Here is a 26,996-nt window from a genome sequence, read left to right as displayed (position 1 = left end):
GATCACCAGCCACAGCTGCATTCGTTATCGCGCGATGCGCCCACTGGGGATTGACCCAAGTATGACTGGATTAAGCTCTCAGAACCATCGCCGACCTGCGGAACATAATTCGGGTAAACGCCTCGCGGCCACAAAGATCCTCCATAAAACAAGGGACTTATCCCAGCCTCATTGAAAACTTTGCGATGATATTCATCAATCATGCTTCCGTATGGCTCTCGCACGACGCGTCCTTGCTCATCGCGAACCGAATAGCGTCTATCTTCACGAACAAGGCCATTTCTTATCTTATTCAATATTACACTTTCCGAATCGAAAGTGCGGCTTGTTAGCCACGCGTGCATCATTCCCAGTCTAATGGCATCGTTGATAACTGTATTTTTGCCTCTACAAGAATTTGCAGCCTGCCTGTAGTAACAAGAACCACTCTGATCGGCTAACGCCTGATAGTACTGACAGACAGAAGTATCTCCCGGACCATCGAAATCCCACTTCTTCAGTCCCAGTGGATCAACGCGGCTGAAAGGTGAAGATTCAACATAGGAAAACATTGAAATTCCGCCTGCGAAACCGATTGGATCAGGCTGGATATAGCGCCCACCGTCTGGCTCGTAATCGCGGAAGTAGTTGTAGTTCAGCCCACTGGCCGCATCGTAGCGCTGCCCCGGGAAGCGCATGTCGAACACGAACGCGGTGCCGTCCTTGTCCGGGTCCTGGTCGGGCGAGGTGTTGCCGAAGGCTTCGCCCTTCAGGTCCCAACGCCAGATCGCCACGTCGCGCACCGGGTCGATCACCGCGCGCGGGGTGCCCAGGTGGTCCGGCTGCACGTAGCGCAGGCTGTTCTTGGCCAGTACGCCTACCGGCAGGTCGTCCAGCCAGATCGCTTGTTGCACGGGTGCGCCGTTGCCGTCGTAGTCGCCCAGCCAGTGGCCGGCCTCGTCGTACACGGTGGTGGTGGTGGCTGCGCCGCTGCGCTGCACCTGTTCGCCGCGGCCGTTGTAGCGGTAGGTCATGACCACTGCGCCGCCACGGGTGACCTGGCGCATCCTGCCGGTGTCGTCGTAGGCGTATTGCCGGGCTGCGCCGCCGATGGCGGTGGTGTTGCCGCTGGCGTCGTAGCTGCGGGCGGTGCCGGCCACCGCGCCCAGGCGGTGGCTGTCGGCCGGGTAGCGGTAGCTCTGCGTCGTCGTGTTGACCCGGGCGCTGAGCCGGTTGCCGGTGGCGTCGTAGCTGTAGCCGTCGATCACGGTGCCGGTCGGGCCGTCCTTGAACGCGGTCAGCCGGCCCAGGCCGTCGTGGTCCAGGCTGATGATGGGGGCGGTGTTGCCCGCAGCGGTCAGGGCGCTGAGGTTGCCGGCCGGGTCGAAGGCGAAGCCGGTATTCAAGCCGTCGCGGCGGGTGTCGCTGACCGCCAGCGGGCGGTAGTCCTGGTCCAGCACGCGTTGCATCGGGCGGCCGTTGCCGTAGGAACAGCCCGCCACCGGGCCGAACGGGTAGTAGGTCGCATTGCCCAGCAGCACCTGCCGGCTGCCGCCAGCCGGGGTGACGCCCACTTCCGTGGCCTGGCCCTGGGCGTTGCGCACGTAGTCCACCACGGCGCCATCCGGATAGGTCAGCCGGCTCAGCTGCCCGGCCTTGGTGTAGGCGTAGCGCAGCACGTAGGTCTTGTCGCCGGTGGTCTGGACCTTGCGCACCAGCTCGCCGAAGCGGTCGTAGCAGTAGTCGGTGCGGCCGCTGGCGTCCTGCATCCGGGTCAGGCGGCCGATGGCGTCGGTCTCGCCGCGGGCACAGGTGCTCTGGCTCACGTCGTAGGTGTAGGCGACGTCGAGGCGGCTGGTTGGATAGGTCACTTGGGTCAGCCGGTTCAGGGCGTCGTAGCGGTAGGTGGTCTTGACGTTGCGCGCGTCGGTCTGGCTGGCGCGGTTGCCGGCGCTGTCGTAGGTGTACGTGGCGACGCCGGTGTCCGGGCTGGTCAGCTTGGTCAGGTCGCCCAGGCCATTGTAGGCGTAGGTGGTGTCCAGGCCCTTCGGGTCGGTGACCTGGGTCAGGTTGTCCAGCGCGTCGTAGCCGAACTTGGTCTCGGCCGCGATGCCGCCCACGTCTTGGAGCGTGCGCGCCAGGCGGTTGAGCGGGTCGTAGTCGTTCTGGGTCTTGTGCCCAAGCGCGTCGGTGACGGCGGTGGTGTTGCCGTTGGCGTCGTAGCCGAAGTCGGTCGGATCGCCCTTGGCGGTGGCCTGCGTGGCCAGTTGGCCGAGCTGGTTGTAGACCCGCGACAGCGTGCGCTTGAGCGTGCCCGATGCGTCCTTGATGTCTTCCTTGACCCGGTTGCCGGCGTTGTCCAGCGTGTAGTGCAGCGTGTTGCCGGCGTTGTCGGCGATCTCGGTCAGGCGGTGCGCCGCGTCGTAGGTGAAGGCGGTGAACGCGCCGTCCGGCTGGGTCACCTGTTTGATCTGCCCGGTCAGCCAGTAGGCGAGGCGGGTAGTGCGGTCGCTGCCAGCGTCGGCGCCGCGCACGGTGCTGGAGGCGAGCCAGCCGCGCGGGTGGTAGGTGGCGTCGGTGATGGTGCCGTTGGGGTCCTTCACCGACAGGACGCGGCCGGCGCCGTCGTAGGCCAGGACCTCGGTCACTTGGCCCTGGGCGTTGCGGACGTTCCACAGGTCGCCCTTGCGGTGCGGGCAGGTGGCGGGGGGGGGGGGGGGGGGGGGGGCGCAGCTGGCGGCGTCGCTGGGGTAGTAGGTGAAGGTGGTCAGGTCGTCGAGGTCGCTGCGCGGGCCGTCGATTGCGGTGACCAGGCCCAGCAGCGGGCAGCGGCCGGCGTCCAGGTCGGCCTGCTCGCAGTAGGCGGTGGTGGCGGTGCGCGTGGTGCCGGTGGCGGGATCGACGCGGGTCTGGGTCAGCACCTGGCCGCGCGCGTTGTAGGTGAAGGTGGTGCGGGCGATCAGGGCATTGGCCGCATCCAGGGTGCGGGACTCGGTCGGCTGCCGGAAGCTGGCGTGCCAGTCGGTCTGCACGGTGCGCCGGGCGCCGCCGCTGCCGGCGGCCTCGATGCGCTGGGTCTGCAGGCCGCGCGCGTCGTAGGTGTATTGGGTGAGGTTGCCTTCGAAATCGGTCCTGCTGGCCGGATACCCGTTGCCGTCGTAGCTGCGCGCGGCGGCGGTGTTGGCGCAGCCGTCGCACGGGGCGTCCAGGGCGCTCAGCCGCGCCACCCGGTGGCTGGCCATGAAGCCGTAGCGGCGCACCTGGCCCAGGCTGTCGGTGATGGTGCTGCCGCCGTCGGCGTCGAACTGCAGCGTCACCCGGTCGGCAGTGCCGGTTGCGTAGTCGCCGTGCACGCTGAGCACGCCGCGCCGGTTGCCGTCGTAGCCCCAGCTGGCATAACGGGCGCCGCGCTCATCGGTGATGCCGGTCAGCAGGTGCGGCTGCGACACCCCGCCGGTCTGTCCGGCTTCGTTGTAGTGGTAGCGGCGCGTGGCGCTGCCCGCGCCGTCCGGGTAGGTCACGCCGATCAGGTCGTCGTCCTGGTAGGCATAGCTGAGGGTCATGCCGGCGCTGTCGGTCAGGCCGGTCAGGCGTCCGTCGGTGTAGGTGAAGCGCAGGGTGCGGCCCTGCGGGTCGCTCACCTGCTGCACGTCCGGCGACATCCCCGCGCCGGCGGCATAGGACAGGGTCTGCACAAAGCCCTCGCGGCTGGTGATCGACAGCAGCCGGCCGAATTGGTCGTAGACCTCGACGCTGTCATCGGCGCGCCGGTAGCGGGCGATGGCCAGTTGGCCCTCGGACAAGGTGGCGCTCAGCCGTTCCGGCACGTCGGCATCGCCCACCCACGCCCCGTCGACCAGGGCGAAGGTCTGGATCGCGCCGTTGGGGCGGTAGGCGCGCAGGCCCACGAGCGTGCCGCTGGCATCCAGCACCGGTTCCAGCCGCGCCGCGTAGTTGTGGGTCCAGCCCACCCCCAGCGGCAGCGCGCGGCTGTCGGCCACGCGGTGGCTGTTGTAGGTGCGCACCAGTTCCAGCGGGAAGACGCCGCCGCCGCGGTAGTCCGTTGCGCGCTGGCGCTTGTTGCCGGTGGCGCTGGCGATCGGGTTGGACCGGTTGCCGCCGTCGGCCGGGCAGTCGCTGTCGCACTTGGGCACTCCGCATTGCCCGGTCTGCGGGTCGGCCAGCCACCCAGCGGGCACGGCGGCACCGTGCCGAACGGGCCGTACACCGGCGTGTCCACTATCTCCACTGGCAGCCAACGGTTGAACTGCCGGCGCTGCAGCGTGCCGCGACACACCCGTTCGCCGAGGCCGTTGTCCGCGCCGATGGCGACCGCCGTGTAGCGGTGCGGCAGCGCGCTACCGGCGCGGTAGCCGTCCAGGCGGCGCTGCAACTCGCCGGTGACGCAGGCCTGCTCGCCGCTCGGGTAATGCGGCTGGCGCTGGTCGAACCGCGAGTCCAGCCAGTAGGTCTCGGCGTGGGCCGGACCGAACAGCGCCCACACCACGAGCACCGCGGCGGCACGCCGCCAGGACAGAACGCGTCGCATTGCCAGATCCCCATCTGTGGGCAGGGGTGGTGCGTCAGCTGCACCCGTGCCGCCGTGCGTTGGACTGCTGCTTCCCCGGTGCCGCGCGCGCCCTGCGGCGGACGAAAACCTAGATGCCCCACGCCGGGCGGGGAAATCAACGACAGTGCGATGACAGCGCCCACTTGTCTACGAATCCGGACATCCACCAGACAGCAGCGCACCGCACACGATGTTCGAACCGCAAGCGTCGAAACAGCACAGCCGAATCGTTTCGGGAGTTGCCTGGACAAGGCACGCCAGGCGGGAGCCGGGCATGCCACAGGCACTGCTTACTCGGATCAAAGGGTAACCTACTGCAGCCGCTGCCCCAGCGTCACGCGGTCGCGTCCCTCCAGGTCCTGGGCGGTGTCAACCTGCGTCAGGCCGGCCTGCCGCATCAACGCACGCACGGCCGCGCCCTGGTCCCAGCCATGCTCCAGCAACAGCCAGCCACCCGCCAGCAGGTGCGCCGGCGCGGCGGCGGCGATCAGGCGGAGGTCGTCCAGCCCGTCGGCACCGGAGGCCAGCGCGCCGGCCGGTTCGTAGCGCAGGTCGCCCTGCGCCAGGTGCGGGTCGCCGGCGGCGATGTAGGGCGGGTTGCTGGCGATCAGGTCGAAGCGCTGCCCGGCCAGCGGCGCCAGCCAGCGGCCATGGGCGAAGGCGACGTTGTCCAGGCCGAGCGTGCGCGCATTGGCCTGCGCCAGCGCCAGCGCCGCCTCGCTCAGGTCGGTGGCCAGCACCTGCGTCTGCGGCCGCTCGCTGGCCAGCGCCAACGCGATCGCGCCGCTGCCGGTGCCCAGGTCGGCGATGCGCCGGCCCGGCGCCGCGTCCACCCGTTCCAGCGCCAGCTCGACCAGCCGTTCGGTGTCCGCGCGTGGGATCAGCGTGGCCGGGCCGACCGCCAGGTCCAGGGTCCAGAAACCGCGGCGGCCGGTCAGGTAGGCCACCGGCTCGCCCTGCGCGCGCCGCGCCAGCAACTCGCCGAAGCGCTGCGTGGCCGGCGCCGGCAGCGGGTCGCGGGCGTGTGCGAACAACCAGGCGCGGTCGCGCTGCAGGGCGTGGATCAGCAAGGCCTCGGCGTCGGCGTGATCGATCTGCGCGCAGGCCGCACGCAGCAGGGACTCGGGGGTGGAGGCGTTCATCGGCGTCACGATGCCGCAGCGGTCCGGAAAAGCCAACGTGGTAGAACCGCGCCAGCCCTCGTTTCCCGCACAGCGCAGCAAAGACCCAGACTTGGTTAGCGATAGAATAAAACTATCCATTCAATTCCATCAATCGATTTGAGATATCCATCGATCTTTCCTATGATGCGCCGCGTTGCATCCCCCGCCCCCCCCTTCGCAACCACTGAGGAAACTCCATGTCTTTGATCAACACCCAAGTCCCCCCGTTCAAGGCCAACGCTTACAAGAGCGGCGAATTCATCGAGGTCACCGACGCGGACCTGAAGGGCAAGTGGTCGGTGCTGATCTTCATGCCGGCCGCCTTCACCTTCAACTGCCCCACCGAAGTGGAAGACGCCGCCGACAACTACGCCGAGTTCCAGAAGATCGGCGCCGAGGTCTACATCGTCACCACCGACACCCATTTCTCGCACAAGGTGTGGCACGAGACCTCGCCGGCCGTCGGCAAGGCGCAGTTCCCGCTGGTCGGCGATCCGACCCACCAGCTGACCCGCGCGTTCGGCGTGCACATCGACGAGGAAGGCCTGGCCCTGCGCGGCACCTTCGTGATCAACCCGGAAGGCGTGGTCAAGACGCTGGAGATCCACGACAACGCGATCGCCCGCGACGTGACCGAGACCCTGCGCAAGCTCAAGGCCGCGCAGTTCGTCGCCTCGCATCCGGGCGAAGTGTGCCCGGCCAAGTGGAAGGAAGGCGAAAAGACCCTGAAGCCGTCGCTGGATCTGGTCGGCAAGATCTAAGCCGCGCCCGCACTCCCATCTCCGCCGTTCGGCGGAGTGGGGGTGAACCGCAGCCCGCGTCGCGGTCGGCCAGCCCGCCTCACGCCAGCCAGCCACCGGCAGCGCCGGCTGCGGTTCACCCCTCCTCCCCATTCCCTCCGGTGATCTGCCCCTGCGGCAAACGCCTCACCTTCGCTTTGCCCATCGTCAGGAGTCCGCCATGTTGGATGCCGATCTGAAAACCCAGTTGAAGGCCTACCTGGAGCGGGTCGTACGGCCCATCCACATCACCGCGTCGGTGGACGACGGCGCCAAGTCGCGCGAGATGCTCGACCTGCTCGACGACTTGGTGCTGCTGTCCGACCAGATCCGCCTGGACGTGCACCGCGACAGCGGCGAGCGCACCCCGTCGTTCGCGCTGGGCAGCCCCGGCCAGGACATCCACCTGCGCTTCGCCGGGTTGCCGCTGGGCCACGAGTTCACCTCGCTGGTGCTGGCGCTGCTGCAGGTCGGCGGGCATCCGTCCAAGGCCACCGCCGAGGTCATCGAGCAGGTGCGCAACCTGCCCGGCGAGTATGTGTTCGAAACCTATTTCTCGCTGTCGTGCCAGAACTGCCCGGACGTGGTGCAGGCGCTGAACCTGGCCGCGGTGCTGAACCCGAACATCAAGCACGTGGCCATCGACGGCGCGCTGTTCCAGGACGAGGTCGAGGCGCGGCAGATCATGTCGGTGCCCACCGTGTACCTCAACGGCGAGGTGTTCGACCAGGGTCGCATGAGCCTGGAGCAGATCGTGGCCAGGCTCGACACCGGCGCGGCCAAGCGCGACGCGGCCAGCATCGCGGCCAAGGCGCCGTTCGACGTGCTGGTGATCGGCGGCGGACCGGCCGGCGCGGCGGCGGCGATCTATGCGGCGCGCAAGGGCATCCGCACCGGCGTGGCGGCCGAGCGTTTCGGCGGACAGGTGCTGGACACCATGGCGATCGAGAACTTCGTGTCGGTGCAGGAGACCGAAGGCCCGAAGATGGCCGCGGCGCTGGAGCAGCACGTGCGCCAGTACAACGTGGACATCATGAACCTGCAGCGCGCCGAACAGCTGGTCGCGGCCGGCGCCGACGGCCTGGTCGAGATCAAGCTGGCCAATGGCGCATCGCTGAAGAGCCGCAGCGTGATCCTGTCCACCGGCGCGCGCTGGCGGCAGATGAACGTGCCCGGCGAAGAGCAGTACCGCAACAAGGGCGTGGCCTATTGCCCGCACTGCGACGGCCCGCTGTTCAAGGGCAAGCGCGTGGCGGTGATCGGCGGCGGCAACTCCGGCGTGGAAGCGGCGATCGACCTGGCCGGCCTCGTCAGCCACGTCACCCTGGTCGAGTTCGACGCCAAGCTGCGCGCCGACGAAGTCCTGCAGCGCAAGCTGCGCAGCCTGGGCAACGTGGACGTCGTCGTCAACGCGCAGAGCACCGAGGTCATCGGCGACGGCAACAAGGTCACCGGCCTGGTCTACAAGGACCGCGTCGGCGGCGATGTCCATCGCGTGGCGCTGGAAGGCATCTTCGTGCAGATCGGCCTGCTGCCCAACACCGAGTGGCTGCAGGGCGCGGTGGCGCTGTCGCCGCGCGGCGAGATCGTCGTCGACGACCGCGGCCAGACCTCGCTGCCCGGGGTGTTCGCCGCCGGCGATGCCACCACGGTGCCGTACAAGCAGATCATCATCGCCATGGGCGAAGGCTCCAAGGCGGCGCTGAGCGCGTTCGACCATCTGATCCGCAGCAGCGCGCCGGTCGGCAACGCGGTCGCCGAAGCGGCCTGATCGGCCTGCCCCCCGCGCCGCGACCCGGCGCGGGGTCTATGCTGTTTCCCAGCACAGCCTGCACCGCCAAGGAACTGCCGATGAACCTGCGTGATCTGAAATACCTGGTGGCGCTGGCCGATCACAGACACTTCGGGCGCGCCGCGTCGGCCTGCTTCGTCAGCCAGCCGACGCTGTCCACGCAGATCAAGAAACTGGAGGACGAACTGGGCGTGCCGCTGGTCGAGCGCGCGCCGCGCAAGGTCATGCTGACCCCGGCCGGGCGCGAGGCGGCCAGCCGCGCGCGCGGCATCGTCGCCGAGATCGAGCAGATGAAGGAAGCGGCGCGCCGCAGCCAGGATCCGGAGGCCGGCAGCGTGCGCCTGGGGATCTTCCCCACTCTGGGCCCCTACCTGCTGCCGCACGTGGTGCCGCGCATCCGCAGGCGCTTCCCACAGTTGGAACTGCTGCTGGTCGAGGAAAAGAGCGACCCGTTGCTGACCCAACTGCGCGAGGGCCGGCTCGACGCGGCGGTGCTCGCGTTGCCACTGCAGGACGAGCAACTGCATACCGAATTCCTGTTCGAGGAGCCGTTCCTGCTGGCGGTGCCGGAAGGCCATGCGCTGGCCCGACGCGGCGCGCTGAGCCTGGACGACCTTTCCGAGCAGCGCTTGCTGCTGCTGCAGGACGGCCACTGCCTGCGCGAACAGGCGCTGGACGTGTGCCACCTGTCCGGGGCGATGGAAAAGGCCGAGTTCCAGGCCACCAGCCTGGAAACGCTGCGGCAGATGGTCGCCGCCAACGTCGGGGTGACGCTGCTGCCGCTGCTGGCGGTCAAGCCGCCGGTGGCGCGCTCGGAGAACATCGCCCTGGTCCGCTTCCGCGCCGACAAGCAACCCAGCCGCCGCATCGCCATGGTGTGGCGGCGCAGTTCGGCGATGGCCGCGTTCCTGGAACAGCTGGCGGCGCTGTTCAAGGCGCTGCCCGACGGCCTGCTGACGCCGGACGCGGCGACGGCGCCCAAGGCGGTGGCGGCCTGAGCGGCGAACGCGGGCGACGCGGCAGGGATCACCAGGCCGCGTTAGCGCAATCGCTGGCACGCCTGCGCGTTCGTGCAGCAAGGAAAGCCCTCCATGTCCGCCATCGGAACCATCGTCAGCCGCCACCGCAACAATGCCCTGCTTCTCTGCCGACGATCGGCATCGGCGTGGCGCCGCCGGCCTGCGCCTTGCTGCTGTTCCATGCGCGGCCGCACCGACCCGCCGCCCCATCGTCTACACACGGATCGGCATACACTGCCCGGCCCCGCCCCGCCGGCCCTGCGCGGCGCCTGCCCGCGCCTTGTCCGCGACCATGCGGCGCATGCCGGCGCGCCGGCATCTCCCGTTCCTGTTTCCCGCCGAGAGCACATCACGATGACTGCATCGCATCCCTCCAAACTCGCCCAGCTGCGTGATCTGTCCGTGGTGGTCGCCGACACCGGCGACTACGACGCGATCAAGCGGCTCAAGCCGGTGGACTGCACCACCAACCCGACCCTGGTGAAGAAGGCGCTGGACCTGCCGGTCTACGTCGACCTGATCGACGAGGCCCTGGCCTGGGCACGCAGCCAGGATGGCGACCGCACCGCCCTGGTCGACGAGATCGCCGACCGCCTGACCATCGGCGTGGGCAGCAAGCTCAGCGCGCTGGTGCCCGGGCGCGTGTCCACCGAAGTCGATGCCGACCTGGCGCACGACACCGCCGCCACCATCGCCAAGGCGCACAAGTTCATCGCCATGTACGCCGAACGCGGCGTATCCAAGGACAAGATCCTGATCAAGGTCGCCGCGACCTGGGAAGGCATCGAGGCCGCGCGCCAGCTGCAGAAGGACGCCATCGACTGCAACCTGACGCTGATCTTCAACCGCACCCAGGCACTGGCCTGCGCCGAGGCCGGGGTGTTCCTGATCTCGCCGTTCGTCGGCCGCATCCTCGACTGGTACGTCGCCGCCGGCCAGAAGCCGGCCAGCATCGACGAGGACCCGGGCGTGCAGTTCGTGCGCGGGGTCTACGCCGAGTTCAAGAAGCGCGGTTCGCAGACGGTGGTGATGGGCGCCTCGTTCCGCTCCACCGCGCAGATCGAGGCGCTGGCCGGCTGCGACCGCCTGACCATCTCGCCCGAGCTGCTGGAAAAACTGGACGCCGACCACGGCGCGCTGCCGCGCAAACTGTCGCCGGGCCAGGTCGACGGCGCGCCGATCGCGCCGATCGACGCGCAACGGTTCGCCGCCGACCTGGCCGCCGATCCGATGGCGACCGAGAAGCTTGCCAGCGGCATCGACACCTTCGCCAAGGACCTGGACGCGCTGCGCCAGACCCTCCGCGGCAAGCTCGCCAGCTAAGCAGGACATCTACGCCCAACCTTCTGATCTTGCGGAAGGCGGGTGCCGCGTTACCGCGGCGTTACTTTCAATGGGTGACGGTCGTCCCCGAACGGTTCGCACGACGGCGACCGGTCACTGACGTGGCCGCCGCCGGCGCGCGAGGCCTGCTCCGCGTCCCAGACACCATCGGACGCAAGGGATACAGCTCGTCCAACTGCACAGTCAGCCGGTGCGCCGACTCATGGCACACGCACATGAGCATGCAAAATGGCGCCAGGACGAACGACGCCAGCGCCAGCGCGATCACCGTCTGCGGTGCTGGTTGCCCGAAGGTCAGGACTCCCCAGGTGACAACCCATGGCGCGCAGGCGAGCGCAAAGAAGCCGATCGCCGCCTTGCGGAAGTCGCGGATGCCCAGGCGGTTCTTCACACCTTCGAAGCCTCTGCCGTCGGGACGCAACCGCACCATCCCACCCACAAGCTTGCAGTCGCCCAACATCCGCAGGGGATTGCCGCGGCGCAGGGCCTCGGCAATCCAGGCATCGTCCAAGGTTGCGCCGCATGCTTCCCGCACCGCGATCTGGAGCGCGGTCGGACCCGCCTTGGTCCACTTGCCATTGCGGGTAAGCGCGTACAGTCGCTGTGAACGCTGCCTGGAATGCCGGAGACTGCCGTCGCGGAAGCGATACCAGAGGAAGAATAATGCGATCGGACAGAACACCCAGAGCAACCAAGGTGCATGCTCGAGCAAAGCTTTCACGTACATGGGCGCAACTCCGTAAATCCAAGATATTTCCAGCATTCACTGGTTACGTCTCAAGGAGTGCGACTGTTCCTCAGGTCTCCAGCCCGATCGGGCAGCTGACCCCGGTGCCCCCCAATCCGCAGTAGCCGCCCGGGTTCTTGGCCAGGTACTGCTGGTGTTCGTCCTCGGCGTAGTAGAACGGCGGCGCCGGGAAGCGGATCTCGGTGGTGATCTCGCCATAGCCGGTCGCGCGCAGGCGCTGCTGGTAGGCGTCGCGGCTGGCGACCGCCGCGTCGTACTGGGCCTGCGTGCTGCAGTAGATCGCCGAGCGGTACTGGGTGCCGGTGTCGTTGCCCTGGCGCATGCCCTGGGTCGGATCGTGGCTCTCCCAGAAGGTGCTCAATAACTGCTCGAACCTCATCGCGTGCGGGTCGTAGACCACCAGCACCGCCTCGGTGTGGCCGGTCTGGCCGGAGCAGACTTCGCGGTAGGTGGCGTTGGGCGTCTGCCCGCCGGCGTACCCGACCGCGGTGCTGAACACGCCCGGCAGCGTCCAGAACGTGCGCTCGGCGCCCCAGAAGCAGCCCAGGCCGAACTGCGCCCGTTGCATGCCGGCGAAGGCATCGCGCAGCGGCTGGCCGTTGACGTAGTGGCGGTTGTGCAGCGGCAGGGCGTGCGCACGGCCCGGCAGGCTCTCGCCCTGGCGCGGCAGACGCTGTTTGAAGGCACCGATTCCCAGCATGGCCCAGCTCCCGAATCTGTGGCGGATGCGTTGCTGGATGGCGCCGACACGCCGCGCTTTCAAGCGCCGCCGCCACGGCCGCGGCATCGGGTTCAGACCATCGGCAGGGGCCCGCAGGCGCCGCGGACAGACCTACGCCCGCCTACACCGCCCGCGTGACCTCGCCGCCCAGGCCCAGCGCGCGCAGCACCTCCTGCGCCCGGTGCAGGGCCGCATCGGCCACGCAGACCTGCACCACGCCGAACAGCGGCAGCTCGCCCATGCCGCCCAGCAGCGACTCGCCGAACACGAAGGCGGTGATGCCGGCGTCCTCCAGCGCGTGCTTGGCCAGGTGGGCGTCGATCAGGTGGTTGGCACGGTAGGCGATCTGCATGGTCGGGCGCGCGCGGGTCTGCGGCCAGGATACGGGCAGCAGCGCGGCACGATAAACTGGGCGCTTCCCTGCATTCAGCTCCGGCATGTCCACGACCCCCAACACCACCGACGCCGCCGTTGCGGCCGAGAAGAAGGACTTCATCCGCCAGATCGTCCGCGAGGACCTGGCCAGCGGCAAGCACGCGGCCGTCCGCACCCGCTTCCCGCCCGAGCCCAACGGCTACCTGCACATCGGCCATGCCAAGGCGATCTGCCTGGACTTCGGCATCGCCGCCGAGTTCGGCGGTCTGTGCAACCTGCGCCTGGACGACACCAACCCGGCCAAGGAGGACCCCGAGTTCGTGCGCGCGATCCAGGACGACGTGCGCTGGCTGGGCTTCGACTGGGCGCAGCTGCGGCATGCCTCGGACTACTTCGAGGTGTACTACCTGGCCGCCGAGCAGCTGATCGCCGACGGCCACGCCTTCGTCTGCGACCTGTCGGCCGAGCAGGTGCGCGCGTACCGCGGCACCCTGACCGAACCGGGGCGCGACTCGCCGTTCCGCGAGCGCAACGTGGCCGAGAACCTGGACCTGTTCCGGCGCATGCGCGCCGGCGAATTCCCGGACGGGGCGCGTACGCTGCGCGCGAAGATCGACATGGCCAGCGGCAACATCAACCTGCGCGACCCGGCGCTGTACCGGATCAAGCACGTCGAGCATCAGAACACCGGCACCGCCTGGCCGATCTACCCGATGTACGACTTCGCGCATTCGCTGGGCGACGCCATCGAGGGCATCACCCACTCGCTGTGCACGCTGGAGTTCGAGGACCACCGCCCGCTGTACGACTGGTGCGTGGACCGCGTGGACCTGGCCGGCCGGCCGCAGTTGCTGCAGCCGCTGCTGGACAAGGGCCTGCCGCGCGAGGCCGCCAAGCCGCGCCAGATCGAGTTCTCGCGGCTCAACATCAACTACACGGTGATGAGCAAGCGCAAGCTCACCCAGTTGGTGAGCGAGCAGTTGGTGGACGGCTGGGACGACCCGCGCATGTACACCCTGCAGGGCCTGCGCCGGCGCGGCTACACCCCGGCCGCACTGCGTCTGCTGGTGGATCGGGTGGGCATCAGCAAGCAGAACTCGGTGATCGACTTCTCGGTGCTGGAAGGCTGCCTGCGCGAGGACCTCGACGCCGCGGCGCCGCGGCGCATGGCGGTGATCGACCCGCTGAAGCTGGTACTGGGCAATCTGCCGGAAGGCCACAGCGAGACGCTGCGCTTCTCCAACCATCCCAAGGACGAGTCCTTCGGCACGCGCGCCGTACCGTTCTCGCGCGAGCTGTGGATCGAGCGCGAGGACTTCGCCGAGGTCCCGCCCAAGGGCTGGAAACGGCTGCTGCCGGGCGGCGAAGTACGCCTGCGCGGCGCCGGCATCGCGCGCGTCGACGAGGTGCTCAAGGACGCCGACGGCCGGATCGTGGAGCTGCGCGGCTGGCTGGACCCGGAGTCGCGCCCCGGCATGGAGGGCGCCAGCCGCAAGGTCAAGGGCACCATCCACTGGGTCAGCGCCGCGCATGCGGTGGAGGCCGAGATCCGGCTGTACGACCGCCTGTTCTCGGTGGAGAAACCGGACGACGAGTCCGACGGCAAGAGCTACCGCGACCACCTCAACCCCGACTCCAAGCGCAGCGTGCGTGGCTACGTGGAACCGGCCGCGGCGCAGGCCGCCGCCGAGCAGGCGTTCCAGTTCGAGCGCAGCGGCTACTTCGTGGCCGACCGCCACGACCACAGCGCGGCCATGCCGGTGTTCAACCGCAGCGTGACCCTGCGCGACACCTGGACCGGCAGCCAGGGCACGACGTGATCGCAGCGTCATCGCCGGCGGTGGCGGCGTCCCGCGTCCTGCGCCACCCGCTCGCGCGGCTGGCGTTGCTCGCCGCGGTTCCGGCCCTGGCGCATGACCGCTGGCTGCCGTTCCGTGGCGGATGCCGCTGGTCGGCCTGCTCGGCCTGGGCCTGGTCTGGTTGGAGACGCGCTCGCTGCAGGCCTGCGGGCTGCGCCGGCGCTCGCCGCTGGCATGGCGGGGCGGGGCGCTGCTGCTGTGCGTCCTGGTGGTCGGCGTGGTCGCCCCCTGGCTGGAACCGGTGGTCGACCGGCTCACCGGCACCGCCCCCGACTACAGCGGATAGGGCGCGCTGCGCGGCGACCTGGCGGCGGCGCGCCTGGCCGCGCTCGCCTGGCTCAGCGCGGCGATCGGCGAGGAACTGGTGTTCCGCGGCTTCCTGCCGCACCAGCTGAGCACGCTGATCCGCCGCTTCCGCGCCGCCAGCGCGGTCGCCGCGCCGCTCGGCGCTGTTGCATTCGGCCTGATGCACGCCGGCCAGGGCCTCTCCGGCATCGTGCCGACCGGGATCGTGGGCAGCCTGTTCGGCGACGCCTACCTGCGCTCGGGCCGCACCTCGGCGCGATGGTGCTGGCGCACGGGCTGATCGACAGCTGGGGCGTCGCCACCCGGTATCTGGGCCGGCACTGACATCGCGCCTGCCTGGGCGCCGGCAGTGCGGCAGCACCTGGCCACGCGCGATACTGCATGGGACCAATCGAAACAGGGCACGCCATGCGCGCACCGGTGTGGGCGGGGATAGGCAGCGGCATGGCCGCAGGCGCCCTGTGGGGACTGGTGTTCCTGGCCCCGCAATTGCTCGCCGGGTTCTCGCCGCTGCAATTGTCGGTGTCGCGCTACCTGGCCTACGGCGCGGTCGCCGCGCTGATGCTCGCACCACACTGGCGCGCCGCCACCGGCGCGCTCGGGGCGCCGGAATGGTGGGCGTTGCTGCGGCTGAGCCTGCTCGGCAACATCGTCTACTACGTGTTGCTGGGCAGCGCGGTGCAATGGGCCGGCGGCCCGGCCACGGCGCTGATCATCGGCCTGCTGCCGGCGGTGGTCACCGTGCTCGGCGCGCGCGTGGCCGGAGCGGTGCGGCTGCGGCGCCTGGCCGCCCCCTGCGCGCTGTGCATGCTCGGGGTGGCGCTGGCGGCGGCGCAGAGCCTGGACGAACAGCGCCATGCAGCCGCCAGCCTGGGCGGGCGCGCGGCCGGGCTGGCCTGCGCGGCCGGCGCGCTGGCGTGCTGGGCGGCGTACTCGGTCAAGAACGCGCACTGGCTCGCGCGCCGGCCCGACATCTCCGGACGCGACTGGTCGCTGCTCACCGGCGTGGTCACCGGCGCGCTGGCGCTGGGGCTGGCGGTCCCGGCGTTCGCGTTCGACCGCGACGTGCACGCAGCCGCGGACTGGACGCGGTTCTGGGGCATGGCGATGGTGCTGGCGGTGTTCGCTTCAGTGATCGGCAACGCCTGCTGGAACCGCGCCAGCCGGCTGCTGCCGTTGACCCTGGTCGGGCAGATGATCGTGCTCGAGACCGTGTTCGCGCTGCTGTACGGCTTCGCCTGGGCCGCGCGCTGGCCGACCGCGCTGGAGGCGGGGGCCATCGCCTGCCTGCTCGGCGGCGTGCTGTGGTGCGCCTCGGTGCACGTACAGCGGCGCCCGGCCGCGGCGCTGCCCGGGCCGTGAGCGCCGTGGCCGTGCCCGCCGCGAACGCCGGGCACGGCGGCACGGGCTATCCAAATCGCGCCGACAGGCCCTAGGATCGGCCAGCACCTCCATAGGAGTCCGCGATGAAACGCTTGGTCCTGCCCCTGCTGTTGCTGCTGGCCGCCTGTGCCGGCCCGATCCCGAGTTCCACCGCCAACCCGCCGGTCGCCGACACCGGCGCTCCCCCCGCCCGCGGCCTGCCGGTGAAGGTGGACGGCAGTTGCCGCAGCGACGCCGACTGCGCGGTCAAGAACGTCGGCAACTGCTGCGGCGCGATGCCGGCCTGCGTCAACCGCGACAGCCCGACCGACCCGCAGGGCGTGCTGGCGCAATGCCAGGCCAGCGGCCGCATGAGTGTGTGCGGCGCGCGCGCGATCGCCGGCTGCCAGTGCGTGGCCGGGCAATGCAGCGCCCGAGGCGCGCCAGCCGATACACTGCGCGCCCCCGCAGCTGCCGAACCCGTCCACTGAATGCTCTACGCGCAAGTCCACATCGCCCTGCCCGCCTGGATCCACGACGCGGTCGATCCGCAGGCCGTCTATCCCGACGACGCCGACAAAGTGGCGCTGGCCGTGGAACTGTCGCGGCTGAACGCGGAAGCCGGCAGCGGCGGTCCGTTCGGGGCGGCGGTGTTCGGGCCGGACCACCGGATCATCGCGGCCGGGGTGAACCGGGTGGTGCCGCAGACCACCTCGCTGGCGCATGCCGAGAACATGGCCTACATGCTCGCCCAGCAGCGCCTGCAGACCCCGCGGCTGAACGCGGTGCTGTCGCCGGTGACCCTGGCGACATCGGCGCAACCGTGCTGCCAGTGCTACGGCGCCACCATCTGGGCCGGCATCGATCGCCTGCTGATCGGCGCCAGCGCCGAAGACGTCATGGCCTTGACCGCGTTCGACGAAGGCCCGCTGCCGGTGGACTGGATCGGCGAACTCGAGCGCCGCGGCATCGCCGTGGTGCGCGGCCTGCATCGCGATGCCGCCTGCGCGGTGTTGCGCCGCTACGGCGAACTCGACCGCCCCCGCTACTGACGCCGCTGGCGAAGGCCGTTTCCGCATGTCCTCCCTGAACGGCTTGCTGTGCTATTGCCGGCAAGGCTTCGAGCCCGAACTGGCGGCCGAACTGAACGACCGCGCCGGGCGTGCCGGCCTGGCCGCCTACGCGCGCACCGAGCGCAACAGCGGCTACGCGCTGCTGGTCTGCGACGCGGCCTTGCCACCGCGCGCGCTGCCCTGGCGCGGGTTGATCTTCGCGCGGCAGAAGCTGCGCCTGCTGTGCGAACTGCACGACCTGGATCCGGCCGACCGGATCGGTCCGATGCTGCAGGCGCTGGCCGGGCGGGCGCGCTTCGGCGACCTGTGGGTCGAACACCCCGACTCGGACGAAGGCAAGCAGCTGTCCGGCCTGGCGCGCAGTTTCGGCAACGCGCTGCGCCCGGCGCTGCGCAGGGCCGGCCTGCTCAGCGACGAACCGCAGCCGAAGCTGCCGCGCCTGCACGTGTGCTTCCTCGCCGGCACCCACGCCTTGCTGGCCATCGCCGACAGCGACGACAGCGCGCCGTGGCCGCTGGGCATCCCGCGCCTGAAGCTGCTGTCGGAGGCGCCCTCGCGCTCGGCGCTGAAGCTGGAAGAGGCGCTGCTGGCGCTGCTGACCGCAAAGGAGCGCGAGGCGCTGCTCGTGCCCGGCATGCGCGCCGCCGACCTGGGCGCCGCGCCCGGCGGCTGGACCTGGGTGCTGACCCGCCAGCGCCTGCACGTGACCAGCGTCGACAACGGCCCGTTGCACCAGCGCGTGCTCGACAGCGGCCTGGTCGAGCACCTGCGCGCCGACGGCTTCCACTGGAGGCCGCCGCAGGCGCTGGACTGGATGGTCTGCGACATGGTCGAGCAGCCGCGCCGCGTCGCCGAACGCATGGGCACCTGGTTCCGCGAGGGCTGGTGCCGGCATGCGATCTTCAACCTCAAGCTGCCGATGAAGAAGCGCTGGGACGAGACCCGACTGTGCCTGGACCTGTTCGCCGAACGCGCCGACCGCCCGCTGCAGATCCGCGCCAAGCAGCTGTATCACGATCGCGAGGAGATCACCGTGCTGGCGATGCCGGCCTGAGATGGCGAGAGATCTCTGCGCCTGATGCCTTTGTAGAAAGCGACTTCAGTCGCGACGAACGCAGCGGCGGTCCCACCGGTATCGGACAGCGGTCGGGGCCGAAGCCCGTCCTACAAGGCATCCTGCCGGCTGACTGCAGTTCCCCCGCAGGCGCGATGCCGGGCCTCGGGCCAGCCAGCCTCACGCGCTGCTGTTCCCTATGCGCCCGACGCGCGCTTCCAGAACCCGTGCATGAGCATCGGCAGCCTACCGGCCAGGCCCAGCAGCGGGCCGCGCAGCAGGGTCAGGTGCATCTCGTCGTTGGAGAACAACCGGTTGATCGCATCGAACCCGTAGGCCGCCACGGTGTTGTCGCTGCGGCGGCCGCGCGCCCAGCGCGCCAGCCGGTGCGGCGCCGACCAGTCGACCCGCCGCGCCTGCGCCTGGCGCACCTGCGCGGCCAGCGCGGCGACGTCGCGCAGGCCGAGGTTGACGCCCTGCCCGGCCAGCGGATGCACCACGTGCGCGGCGTCGCCCAGCACCAACAGGCGGCCGCGGTGGTAGTCCTGGACCAGTTGCCGACGCAGCGGGAAGCCGATCCGCGGCGACAGTGCGCGCACCGCGCCCAGCCGCGCGCCGAAGGCCTGGGTCAGCTCGGCGCCGAACGCGGCATCGTCCAGCGCCAGCACCCGCGCCGCCTCGGCCTCCGGTAAGGTCCATACGATCGAACTGCGGCCGTCGGCGAACGGCAGGAACGCCAGCGGCCCGCCCGGCAGGAAGCGCTGCCAGGCGGCGTCCTGGTGCGGCAGCTCGGTATGCACGAAGGCGACCACGCCGCGCTGGCCGTAGTCGTGCGCCGGCGCGTCCAGCCCGGCCAGGCCGCGCAGCGTGGAATCGCCGCCATCGGCGGCGATGGCCAGGCGCGCATCGAGGCGGCTGCCGTCGTCCAGGCGCAGGCGCACACGCGCCTGCGCCGATTCCACCGCCTCGACCCGCGCCGGACAGTGCAGTTGCACCCCGGCCGCCGGCAACGCCGCCCACAGTTGTTCCACCAGCAACGCGTGCTCGACGATCCAGCCCAACTGGTCGCGGCCCAGCGCATCGGCGTCGAAGGCCAGCTCACCGCCGCCGCCGGCATCCCAGACGCGCATGCGCCGGTACGCACAGGCACGCCGCGCCAGCACCTGCGGCCACACGCCGAGCGTCTGCAGCAGCGCTGCATTGTCCGGGGCGAAGGCGTAGACGCGCAGGTCCGGCGCGGCCGGCGCCCAGCGCGGCGGCTCACGGCGCTCGACCAGCGCCACCGCCAAGCCTTCGCCGGCCAGCGCCAACGCGCAGGCGGCGCCGACCACGCCGGCGCCGGCCACCACCACGTCCAGCGGGCCGCGCCAGCTCATGGCCTCCCCTCCCGGCACAGTTGCGGTACTTCGCCGCGGAAGCCCATCGCGCCGCCGACCAGGAACGACTGCAGCGGCGCGGCCTGCGCCGCCGCCAGCAGGCCCAGGCTGCGCAGCGGGCGCAGCAGCGGCGCCGGATTGGCGGTCAGCCGCGCCAGCCCGCCGGAGAAGGCGACGGTGCGCTGGCGGTCCTGCTCGCGACGCTGCACGTACTGCTGCAGCAGCGCCGGCGCGCCCGGATCGGCGCGGTCGCGCTCGATCAGCTCGGCCAGGGTCAGCGCATCGCGCAGGCCCAGGTTGAAGCCTTGCGCGCCGAGCGGATGCAGGGTCTGCGCGGCGTTGCCGAGCAGCACCGCGCGCGCATCGGTCAGGCGCTCGGCCAGCACCTGCACGATCGGGTAGGCGCTGCGCTCGCCGCTGCCCAGCAGGCGGCCGACGCGCCAGCCCAGCGCGTCCTGCAGGCGCTGCAGCCAGGCGGCCTCGTCGAGCGCGGCCACCGCCTCGGCCTGCTCGGCGGCGACCGCGTGGACCGCGCCGTAGTGGCGGTCGCCGCGCGGCAGCAGCGCGGTCGGGCCGTCGTCGCGGAAACGCTCGTAGGCGGTCCCGTCGGGCTGGCGGCTGCCGCGCACCTGCGCCACGAACAGGGTCTGGCGGAAATCGTGGCGGCCCGCGTCGATGCCCAGCGCGCCGCGCACCACGCTGGCGCTGCCGTCGGCGCCGACCAGCAGGCGCGCCTGCAGCACCTGGGCGGCGCCGTCCTGGACGATGCGCAGATGTCGCAGCGACGGAGCGTCGCCGGCGTCCAGCGCCAGGAACTGCGCCGGCCGGTAACGGCGCACGTGGGCCGCCTCGGCCAGCCGCGTCTCCAGCGCCTCGCCGAAGTCGCGCGCCACCACCACCTGCCCGAACGCCTCGCGCCCGTAATCGGCCGCGGCCAGCGGCACGCGGCCGAAATCGCCGGCGCGGCTGACGTGGATGCGACGGATCGGCCCGGTCGGCGCACGCAGCCGCTGCATCACTCCCAGCGCGCCGAGCGCGTTGACCGTGGCCGCGGCGAAGCTGAGGTTGCGCTGGTCGAACACCGGCGGCAGCGCGCCCGGCGGCGCGGCCTCGACCAGACCCACGTCCACCGCCAGACGGTCCAGCGCGATGGCCAGGCTGGCGCCGACCAGGCCGCCGCCGACGATCACTACGTCGTGTGGTTTGCTCATCCGGTCATGATACGACCGGCACCCGCATCGCCGGTGATCGGACTGCGGCGCCCACGCCATCGGACCGGCACCAGCGCCGATCCGTCCATGATCGAGCGGAACGCCCAGCAATGGCCGGGCGACTGGCTGGCGACCAGGGAAGAGGTGCCGGGCTGGGCCTGACCCTGGCATCGACCGATCTCGAGAGCGACGTCGACCGGGCCCTGCTGTCGTATTGCGGACGCGCCACGCGTGCGCCGCGGCGCACGCGGCGCACGCGGACGCGCCGTCTCGCTTCCGTGCGCCGCGCTTCCAGTAGAATGGCGGTCTCCGCACCGGTGCCCGCCCGCCATGACGCCCTCCAGTCACCGCCTCCCCGCCCTGCTCCTGCTGGCATCGCTGCTGGCCGCGACCCGCATCAACCACTTCGGCGCGATTCCGGACGCCTCCTGGGCGGTGTTCTTCATCGGCGGCTTCTACCTGCGCGGCTGGACCCGCTGGGCGTTCCCGCTGCTGATGGCGCTGGCGGTGCTGGTCGACTACCTGGTGATCCGCGGCCAGGGCCTGAGCTTCTGGCAACACTATTGCGTGTCGCCAGCCTACTGGTGCCTGATCCCGGCCTATTTCGCGCTGTGGTCCGGCGGCAATTGGCTGGCACGGCGCTACCGTGGCGCCGACTGGCGCGCGCTGGGCCTGGCGGCGGCCAGCCTGGTGCTCGCGGTGGCGGTGTGCCACCTGATCGCGCAGGGCAGCTTCTATTGGATCAGCCGCAGCGTGCCGAACCCGACCGTGGCCGGCTGGTGGCGGAACTACAGCGACTGGCTGCCGCCGTATCTGGGCAGCGCGGCGCTGTACACCGCGCTGGCCGCGGCGATCCAGTCGGGCGTCGAACAACTGGCGCGGCTGGGCCAGCGCGGCCAGCCCGTCGGCCACTGAGCCGGGTCATCGCCGGCGATGGGCAACCGTCTTTCCAAGATCTATACCCGCACCGGCGACGACGGCAGCACCGGCCTGGGCGACGGCAACCGGGTCGGCAAGGATTCGGCGCGGGTGGCCGCCTACGGCACCGTCGACGAGGCCAACTCGGCGATCGGCGTGGTCCTGGCCAGCCCGCTCGCCGACGACGTGCGCAGCCTGCTGACCGCGATCCAACACCAGTTGTTCGACCTCGGCGGCGAGCTGTGCATCCCCGGCCACGCGGCGATCCACGACGCCGACGTCGACGCGCTGGAACGGCACCTGGACCGCTACAACGACACCTTGCCGGCGCTGCAGGACTTCATCCTGCCGGCCGGCGGCGACGCCGCGGCGCGCTGCCACTTGGCCCGCACGATCGTGCGCCGCGCCGAGCGCGAGACGGTGGCGCTGGCGCGCCAGGACACGGTACGGCCGCAGGCGGTGCGCTACCTCAACCGACTGTCCGACCTGCTGTTCGTCTTGGCGCGGGTACTGGCCAGGGCCGACGGCCAGGGCGAAGTGCTGTGGCGCCACGACCGCCGCCAGGCCTGAGCGACAGCGGCGGCGCGCGGACCGGGGGGGGCATGCTGATCTACACCCATCCCGCCTGCCTGGGCCATGAACCGGGCCCGGCGCATCCGGAGCGGCCGGAGCGGCTGCTGTCCATCACCGCCGCGCTGCGCGAGGCCTTTCCGGAACTGGAATGGCGCGAGGCGCCGCTGGCCAAGCGCGGCGACCTGGCCCGGGTCCACGAACGCGAGTTGATCGACAACGTCCTGGCCGATATCGACGGCAAGCGCATGCTCGACGTGGACACGGCGATCTCGCCGGGTTCGCGCGCCGCGGCGCTGCGTGCCGCCGGGGCCGGGTTGGCCGCGGTGGACGCGGTGATGCGCGGCGAGACCGACACCGCGTTCTGCGCGGTGCGCCCGCCCGGCCACCATGCCACCGCCGCCACCGCGATGGGCTTCTGCCTGTTCAACAACGTCGCCGTGGCCACCGCCCATGCCCGCGACACGCACGGACTGGAACGCATTGCCATCGTCGATTTCGATGTGCATCACGGCAACGGCACCCAGGCGATCTTCGAGCGCGACCCGCGCGTGCACTACCTCAGCACCCACCAGTCCGGACTGTTCCCGCATTCGGGCGGGGTCCACGACCGCGGCGTCGGCAACGTGCACAACGCGCTGCTGCCGCCGGGCAGCGGCGGCTTCCGCTTCCGCAACACCTGGGCCGACCAGATGCTGCCGCTACTGAACGCGTTCAAGCCGCAACTGCTGCTGATTTCGGCCGGCTTCGATGCGCACATGCGCGACCCACTGGCCGACCTGATGCTGGAAACCGAGGACTTCGTCTGGCTCACCGCGGAACTGCGCGCAGTGGCCGAACGGCATGCGCGGGGCCGGGTGGTGTCGTTGCTGGAGGGCGGCTACGACCTGCAGGCGCTGCGCGAATGCAGCATCGCCCACGTCGACGCGTTGCGCTGAACCCGCGCGGGGGGCGGGGGATGAATCCGGCCCGCTGCCCCGGGGCACGCCTTCATTGCCCCCATGCATGGGATGGGGCAAGCTAGCGGTCGTTTTAGCCCGATACCTGACGCGCGTGCGCCGAGCCCTCCGCCTGCTCCCCCTTCCGTTCAGCATCGCCCTCTGCCTGCCGGCGATGGCGGCCGACAAGCCGCCCAACTGGGGCCTGTGTCCGACCGCGGACGTGCTGCCCAAGTTCGACGATGCGCCGCGGATCGATCCAAAGCTCGCGGCGACCCGCGACCAGCAACCGACCGATATCGAGGGCGACCAGCTGTCGGGCACCACGACCGTCCCGAACTACACGGGCAACGTGGCACTCAAGCGCGGCGATCAGTTCATGGGCACCGACAGCCTGCGCGTGGACACCGAGACCGGCAACTACATCGCCGAGGGCCACGTGCGCTACCAGGACGCGTCGATCCGCTTGGTCGCCGACCGGGCTGAGGGCAACCAGGATACCGGCAGCCACAAGATCAGCAATATCCGCTACCAGCTGATCAACCGCCGCGGCAACGGCAAGGCCGACTCGGTCGACCTGCAGGGCGCGCTGGGGCAGATGCACAGCTCCACCTACACCACATGCGATCCCTCGCAGCGGGTGTGGGAACTCAATGCGCCGGAGATCGACGTCGACAACGACGAAGGCTTCGGCATCGCGCGCAACGCGATCCTGAGGATCGGCAACGTGCCGGTGCTGTACGCGCCATACTTCAAGTTCCCGATCGACGATCGCCGCACCAGCGGCTTCCTGTTCCCGGCGATCGGCTTTTCCGGGCGCAACGGCTTCGACTACCTGCAGCCCTACTATCTGAACCTGGCGCCGAACTACGACGCCACCCTGTATCCGCGCTACATGAGCAACCGCGGCTTCATGTTCGGCGGCGAGTTCCGCTATCTGTACGACGGCGGCAAGGGCGAGATCCAGGCCGCGTACCTGCCCAGCGACAAACTACGCGACAAGGACCGCGGCAAGTTCGAGTACCAGGGCTATCACAACCTGGGGACGCACTGGCAGGCGCGCGGCTCCATCGCCTGGGTCAGCGACGAGCGCTATACGGAAGACTTCTCCAGGCGCCTGCTCGGCAACTCGGTGTCCAACCTGCAGAGCACGGTCGGCGTCTACGGCACCGGCGAGACCTGGACCGGCGGGGTGATGGCCGACCGCTGGCAGCTGACCGACTACACGCTGACCGAGGACGCGCTGCCGTACAACCGTCAGCCGCGCGCGTTCTTCAATTGGGGCCAGCCGCTCGGCACTTTGTTCGAAACCGGTATCTACGCCGAAGCGGTGCGCTTCGTGCACGACGACATCCATGCCAAAACGCAAGACGGCACCTACGAGCGCACCGGCGTAATCACAGAGAAGCCCGGCGGCACGCGCCTGGACCTCAAGCCCTACATCGCGCTGCCGCTGGCCGGCGCCGCCTGGTTCCTGAGGCCGGCCCTGGCCTGGCGCTACACCGCCTACCAGTTGGACAAGGACCTGGCCGCGACCCTGAACGGCAGCACCACCCCGTCGCGCAGCCTGCCCATCACCACCGTCGATGCCGGCGTGTACTTCGACCGCGACACCGCGTTCCGCGGCACCCGCTACCTGCAGACCCTGGAACCGCGGCTGTTCTACCTGTACACGCCGTACCGCAACCAGAGCGACCTGCCGATCTTCGATACGCGCGAGTTCACCTTCAGCTGGGGCCAGCTGTTCCGCGATTCGCGCTATACCGGCGCAGATCGCCAGAACGACGCCAACCAGATGACGCTGGCGCTGAGTTCGCGCCTGCTGCGCGAGGACGACGGCAGGGAAAAACTGTCGGTCAGCGCCGGCCAGATCCTGTACTTCAGCGATTCCAGGACCAGCCTGCCGGGCAGCGACACCACCATCGAGCAGGGCAAGTCGGCCTGGGTCGCCGACGCCAACTATATGATCAACGATCGCTGGACGCTGGGCACCACCTACCAGTGGGATCCCAAGTACCGGCGCAAGGACCTGGCCAGCTTCCGCACCCGCTACCTGTTGCCGGGCGACGGCATCGTCAACCTGAGCTACCGCTTCCGCCGCGATCTGCTGGAGCAGACCGACCTGTCGTTCCTGTATCCGATCAACCCCACCTGGAGCGTGGTCGGCCGCCACTACTATTCGCTGGCGGACCACAAGCCGCTGGAAGTCATCGCCGGCGTGCAGTGGGACAGCTGCTGCCTGAGCGTGCGCGCGCTGGCGCGGCGCTACGTGCGCAACCGCGAAGGCGACCTGGACACCGCGCTCCAGCTCGAGTTCGTGCTGAAGGGACTTTCCTCGCTGGGCCAGGACACGAATCGCGTTTTGCGTCGTGCTATTCTCGGCTACAACCGCGACGATCTGTACTTGGTCCCGCCCGGCAACACCACGACCAATCCGGACGATTACGATCCGAACCTGATTCCATGACCGATACCCTTTCTGCTGTCCTCGCCGCCTTCCTGGCGATCGTCGGCGTATCCGCTCCGGCCGCTGCGCAACAAACCCAACCGCTGGACCGCATCGCCGCGGTCGTCGACGAAGATGTCGTGCTGCAGAGCGAGCTGGATCGTGCCGTTCGCAACGTGAAGGCGCAATATGCCGGCCGCGAAGCGCAGCTGCCGCCGGACAACGTGCTGCAACGGCAGGTGCTCGAGCGCCTGGTGCTGGTCAAGCTGCAGGTCGCCCGCGCCAACAGCACCGGCATCCGCGTCGGCGACGACGAGCTGAACCGGGCCATCGGCAGCATCGCCCAGCAGAACGGCGCCGACGTGGACGGCCTGCGCAAGAAGCTCGCCGCCGACGGCATGTCGTTCGACGATTTCCGCAATTCGGTGCGCGACGAGATCACCGTGCAGCGCCTGCGCCAGAGCTTCGCGCAGAGCCGCATCAACGTCAGCGAGAGCGAAGTGGACGCGGCGCTGGCGCAGCAGGCCGCCACCGGCACCCAGTACCACCTGGCGCACATCCTGGTCGGCCTGCCGGAAGGCGCCACCGCCGACCAGATCAAGACCGGCCAGGGCAAGATCGACGGGGTCAAGAGCCTGATCGACAAGGGCGAGATCGATTTCAGCGCGGCCGCGGTGCGCTATTCCGACAGCCCCAACGCGCTGGAAGGCGGCGACCTCGGCTGGCGCAGCCTGGACGAGATCCCGAACGCCTTCGCGCAGCTGATCCGCGACATGAAGCCGGGCCAGGTCGCCGGCCCGCTGCGTGGCCCCAGCGGCTTCCAGCTGCTGAAACTGGTCGAGGTCCGCGACGCGTCGGCCAACCCGGAAAAGAAGACAGTCACCGAATACCACGCCCGCCACATCCTGGTGCGCATCAACGAAGCGCAGCCGGACGCAGCCGCCAAGGCCAAGATCGACACCCTGCGCGCGCGCATCGCCGGCGGCGCCGACTTCCAGGCGGTGGCCAAGGAGTCCTCCGAGGACGCCAACAGCCGCGGCCAGGGCGGCGACCTGGGCTGGTTCCCTGCCGACGCGTTCGGCCCGGATTTCGGCCGCCAGATCGAAGGCCTGAACGACGGCCAGATCTCGCCGCCGTTCCGCACCGAGGCCGGCTGGCACATCGTGCAGCGCGTGGCCACGCGCCAGACCGACGTGACCAGCGACACCCAGCGCGCCCAGGTCCGCGAGACCATCGGCCGCCGCAAGCTCGAAGAAGAGTACAATCGCTTCCTGCAGGAAATGCGCGGCGAAGCCTATGTGAACCTGCGCGTCGGCGCCGACAATGCCGCCGCGCCGGCCGCGGACAGCACCGCGCCGGCCGCACCGGTGCCGGCCGCCACCAAGCCCTGAGC

At 70.0% G+C, this 26,996-nt stretch carries 23 protein-coding genes; 16 read left to right on the top strand and 7 right to left on the bottom strand.

Annotated elements, in window-relative coordinates; translation table 11 throughout:
• Positions 1–2: 2 nt before the first annotated feature.
• Positions 3–4,178, bottom strand: coding sequence for an RHS repeat-associated core domain-containing protein (locus G4Q83_RS22720; protein WP_221893099.1), 4,176 nt, complete (start codon positions 4,176–4,178; stop codon positions 3–5).
• Positions 4,179–4,860: 682 nt separating this feature from the next.
• Positions 4,861–5,691: a peptide chain release factor N(5)-glutamine methyltransferase gene (gene prmC, locus G4Q83_RS21980; protein WP_128420419.1), complete on the bottom strand. Its 831-nt coding sequence runs from the start codon at positions 5,689–5,691 to the stop codon at positions 4,861–4,863.
• Positions 5,692–5,909: 218 nt separating this feature from the next.
• On the opposite strand from prmC, the gene ahpC reads away from it, so the two are divergent.
• From ahpC to G4Q83_RS21960, 4 genes are all read left to right on the top strand, one after another.
• On the top strand, positions 5,910–6,473 hold the full coding sequence (ahpC, locus tag G4Q83_RS21975; protein WP_128420418.1) for an alkyl hydroperoxide reductase subunit C: 564 nt from the start codon (positions 5,910–5,912) through the stop codon (positions 6,471–6,473).
• A 199-nt stretch (positions 6,474–6,672) separates the two neighbouring features.
• Positions 6,673–8,262, top strand: a complete 1,590-nt coding sequence (ahpF, locus tag G4Q83_RS21970) for an alkyl hydroperoxide reductase subunit F (RefSeq protein WP_128420417.1) — start codon at positions 6,673–6,675, stop codon at positions 8,260–8,262.
• An 80-nt stretch (positions 8,263–8,342) separates the two neighbouring features.
• The gene (locus G4Q83_RS21965) at positions 8,343–9,281 is read left to right on the top strand and encodes a LysR substrate-binding domain-containing protein (protein ID WP_128420416.1); all 939 of its coding nucleotides are present in this window, start codon (positions 8,343–8,345) and stop codon (positions 9,279–9,281) included.
• Between the two features lie 375 nt (positions 9,282–9,656).
• Complete coding sequence (locus tag G4Q83_RS21960; RefSeq protein WP_128420415.1) at positions 9,657–10,625, top strand: transaldolase; 969 nt, start codon at positions 9,657–9,659, stop codon at positions 10,623–10,625.
• 67 nt (positions 10,626–10,692) lie between these two features.
• Here the strand turns inward: G4Q83_RS21960 and G4Q83_RS21955 are convergent, their stop codons facing one another.
• The 3 genes from G4Q83_RS21955 to G4Q83_RS21945 form a co-directional block, all read right to left on the bottom strand.
• Entirely contained in the window at positions 10,693–11,373 is a 681-nt protein-coding gene (locus tag G4Q83_RS21955; RefSeq protein WP_128420414.1) for a hypothetical protein, read from the bottom strand.
• A 70-nt stretch (positions 11,374–11,443) separates the two neighbouring features.
• Complete coding sequence (gene msrA / locus G4Q83_RS21950; protein WP_128420413.1) at positions 11,444–12,094, bottom strand: peptide-methionine (S)-S-oxide reductase MsrA; 651 nt, start codon at positions 12,092–12,094, stop codon at positions 11,444–11,446.
• Between the two features lie 142 nt (positions 12,095–12,236).
• Positions 12,237–12,467: a putative signal transducing protein gene (locus G4Q83_RS21945; RefSeq protein ID WP_128420412.1), complete on the bottom strand. Its 231-nt coding sequence runs from the start codon at positions 12,465–12,467 to the stop codon at positions 12,237–12,239.
• Between the two features lie 85 nt (positions 12,468–12,552).
• On the opposite strand from G4Q83_RS21945, the gene G4Q83_RS21940 reads away from it, so the two are divergent.
• From G4Q83_RS21940 to rlmM, 7 genes are all read left to right on the top strand, one after another.
• Complete coding sequence (locus tag G4Q83_RS21940; protein WP_128420411.1) at positions 12,553–14,310, top strand: glutamine--tRNA ligase/YqeY domain fusion protein; 1,758 nt, start codon at positions 12,553–12,555, stop codon at positions 14,308–14,310.
• A gap of 121 nt (positions 14,311–14,431) precedes the next feature.
• Positions 14,432–14,635: a hypothetical protein gene (locus G4Q83_RS24950; protein WP_246432206.1), complete on the top strand. Its 204-nt coding sequence runs from the start codon at positions 14,432–14,434 to the stop codon at positions 14,633–14,635.
• Positions 14,636–14,713: 78 nt separating this feature from the next.
• Positions 14,714–14,935, top strand: a complete 222-nt coding sequence (locus G4Q83_RS24945) for a CPBP family glutamic-type intramembrane protease (RefSeq protein ID WP_246432205.1) — start codon at positions 14,714–14,716, stop codon at positions 14,933–14,935.
• Positions 14,936–15,063: 128 nt separating this feature from the next.
• Positions 15,064–16,017 (top strand): DMT family transporter, encoded by a 954-nt coding sequence (locus tag G4Q83_RS21930; RefSeq protein WP_128420410.1) that lies wholly within the window; start codon positions 15,064–15,066, stop codon positions 16,015–16,017.
• 104 nt (positions 16,018–16,121) lie between these two features.
• Entirely contained in the window at positions 16,122–16,508 is a 387-nt protein-coding gene (locus G4Q83_RS21925) for a hypothetical protein (RefSeq protein WP_128420409.1), read from the top strand.
• Positions 16,509–17,069, top strand: a complete 561-nt coding sequence (locus G4Q83_RS21920) for a nucleoside deaminase (RefSeq protein WP_128420408.1) — start codon at positions 16,509–16,511, stop codon at positions 17,067–17,069.
• Positions 17,070–17,103: 34 nt separating this feature from the next.
• Complete coding sequence (rlmM, locus tag G4Q83_RS21915; protein ID WP_128420420.1) at positions 17,104–18,144, top strand: 23S rRNA (cytidine(2498)-2'-O)-methyltransferase RlmM; 1,041 nt, start codon at positions 17,104–17,106, stop codon at positions 18,142–18,144.
• Positions 18,145–18,341: 197 nt separating this feature from the next.
• Here rlmM and G4Q83_RS21910 read toward each other — a convergent pair whose 3' ends face one another.
• Complete coding sequence (locus G4Q83_RS21910) at positions 18,342–19,520, bottom strand: UbiH/UbiF family hydroxylase (protein WP_128420407.1); 1,179 nt, start codon at positions 19,518–19,520, stop codon at positions 18,342–18,344.
• On the bottom strand, positions 19,517–20,731 hold the full coding sequence (gene ubiH / locus G4Q83_RS21905) for a 2-octaprenyl-6-methoxyphenyl hydroxylase (protein ID WP_128420406.1): 1,215 nt from the start codon (positions 20,729–20,731) through the stop codon (positions 19,517–19,519). Before ubiH ends, G4Q83_RS21910 begins: the two co-directional genes overlap by 4 nt.
• Positions 20,732–21,061: 330 nt before the next feature.
• Between ubiH and G4Q83_RS21900 the strand changes: the two genes are divergently transcribed.
• From G4Q83_RS21900 to G4Q83_RS21880, 5 genes are all read left to right on the top strand, one after another.
• Complete coding sequence (locus G4Q83_RS21900) at positions 21,062–21,646, top strand: hypothetical protein (RefSeq protein WP_128420405.1); 585 nt, start codon at positions 21,062–21,064, stop codon at positions 21,644–21,646.
• Positions 21,647–21,664: 18 nt separating this feature from the next.
• Positions 21,665–22,219, top strand: coding sequence for a cob(I)yrinic acid a,c-diamide adenosyltransferase (locus tag G4Q83_RS21895; protein ID WP_128420404.1), 555 nt, complete (start codon positions 21,665–21,667; stop codon positions 22,217–22,219).
• Between the two features lie 32 nt (positions 22,220–22,251).
• Positions 22,252–23,157: a histone deacetylase family protein gene (locus tag G4Q83_RS21890; protein ID WP_128420403.1), complete on the top strand. Its 906-nt coding sequence runs from the start codon at positions 22,252–22,254 to the stop codon at positions 23,155–23,157.
• A gap of 115 nt (positions 23,158–23,272) precedes the next feature.
• Positions 23,273–25,624, top strand: coding sequence for an LPS-assembly protein LptD (gene lptD / locus G4Q83_RS21885; protein WP_425480295.1), 2,352 nt, complete (start codon positions 23,273–23,275; stop codon positions 25,622–25,624).
• Positions 25,621–26,994: a peptidylprolyl isomerase gene (locus G4Q83_RS21880; RefSeq protein ID WP_128420401.1), complete on the top strand. Its 1,374-nt coding sequence runs from the start codon at positions 25,621–25,623 to the stop codon at positions 26,992–26,994. The genes lptD and G4Q83_RS21880 overlap by 4 nt, the downstream gene beginning before the upstream one ends.
• Positions 26,995–26,996 lie beyond the last annotated feature (2 nt).

This window comes from Xanthomonas theicola, from assembly GCF_014236795.1.
In the GTDB taxonomy this organism is placed as follows: domain Bacteria; phylum Pseudomonadota; class Gammaproteobacteria; order Xanthomonadales; family Xanthomonadaceae; genus Xanthomonas_A; species Xanthomonas_A theicola.
The sequence above is the reverse complement of the archived record's forward strand: the minus strand, read 5'-3'. Positions and strand labels throughout refer to the sequence as shown.

Bases quoted from the DNA above. Each gene is read 5' to 3' on its own strand.
- ahpC (WP_128420418.1), top strand. From the start codon at position 5,910: ATGTCTTTGATCAACACCCAAGTCCCCCCGTTCAAGGCCAACGCTTAC.
- prmC (WP_128420419.1), bottom strand. From the start codon at position 5,691: ATGAACGCCTCCACCCCCGAGTCCCTGCTGCGTGCGGCCTGCGCGCAG.
- G4Q83_RS21920 (WP_128420408.1), top strand. From the start codon at position 16,509: ATGCTCTACGCGCAAGTCCACATCGCCCTGCCCGCCTGGATCCACGAC.
- G4Q83_RS21910 (WP_128420407.1), bottom strand. From the start codon at position 19,520: ATGAGCTGGCGCGGCCCGCTGGACGTGGTGGTGGCCGGCGCCGGCGTG.
- msrA (WP_128420413.1), bottom strand. From the start codon at position 12,094: ATGCTGGGAATCGGTGCCTTCAAACAGCGTCTGCCGCGCCAGGGCGAG.
- G4Q83_RS21930 (WP_128420410.1), top strand. From the start codon at position 15,064: ATGCGCGCACCGGTGTGGGCGGGGATAGGCAGCGGCATGGCCGCAGGC.
- G4Q83_RS24950 (WP_246432206.1), top strand. From the start codon at position 14,432: ATGCCGCTGGTCGGCCTGCTCGGCCTGGGCCTGGTCTGGTTGGAGACG.
- ubiH (WP_128420406.1), bottom strand. From the start codon at position 20,731: ATGAGCAAACCACACGACGTAGTGATCGTCGGCGGCGGCCTGGTCGGC.
- ahpF (WP_128420417.1), top strand. From the start codon at position 6,673: ATGTTGGATGCCGATCTGAAAACCCAGTTGAAGGCCTACCTGGAGCGG.
- G4Q83_RS21895 (WP_128420404.1), top strand. From the start codon at position 21,665: ATGGGCAACCGTCTTTCCAAGATCTATACCCGCACCGGCGACGACGGC.
- G4Q83_RS21965 (WP_128420416.1), top strand. From the start codon at position 8,343: ATGAACCTGCGTGATCTGAAATACCTGGTGGCGCTGGCCGATCACAGA.
- G4Q83_RS21960 (WP_128420415.1), top strand. From the start codon at position 9,657: ATGACTGCATCGCATCCCTCCAAACTCGCCCAGCTGCGTGATCTGTCC.
- G4Q83_RS21890 (WP_128420403.1), top strand. From the start codon at position 22,252: ATGCTGATCTACACCCATCCCGCCTGCCTGGGCCATGAACCGGGCCCG.
- G4Q83_RS21925 (WP_128420409.1), top strand. From the start codon at position 16,122: ATGAAACGCTTGGTCCTGCCCCTGCTGTTGCTGCTGGCCGCCTGTGCC.
- G4Q83_RS21945 (WP_128420412.1), bottom strand. From the start codon at position 12,467: ATGCAGATCGCCTACCGTGCCAACCACCTGATCGACGCCCACCTGGCC.
- G4Q83_RS21940 (WP_128420411.1), top strand. From the start codon at position 12,553: ATGTCCACGACCCCCAACACCACCGACGCCGCCGTTGCGGCCGAGAAG.
- G4Q83_RS21955 (WP_128420414.1), bottom strand. From the start codon at position 11,373: ATGTACGTGAAAGCTTTGCTCGAGCATGCACCTTGGTTGCTCTGGGTG.
- G4Q83_RS21900 (WP_128420405.1), top strand. From the start codon at position 21,062: ATGACGCCCTCCAGTCACCGCCTCCCCGCCCTGCTCCTGCTGGCATCG.
- G4Q83_RS21880 (WP_128420401.1), top strand. From the start codon at position 25,621: ATGACCGATACCCTTTCTGCTGTCCTCGCCGCCTTCCTGGCGATCGTC.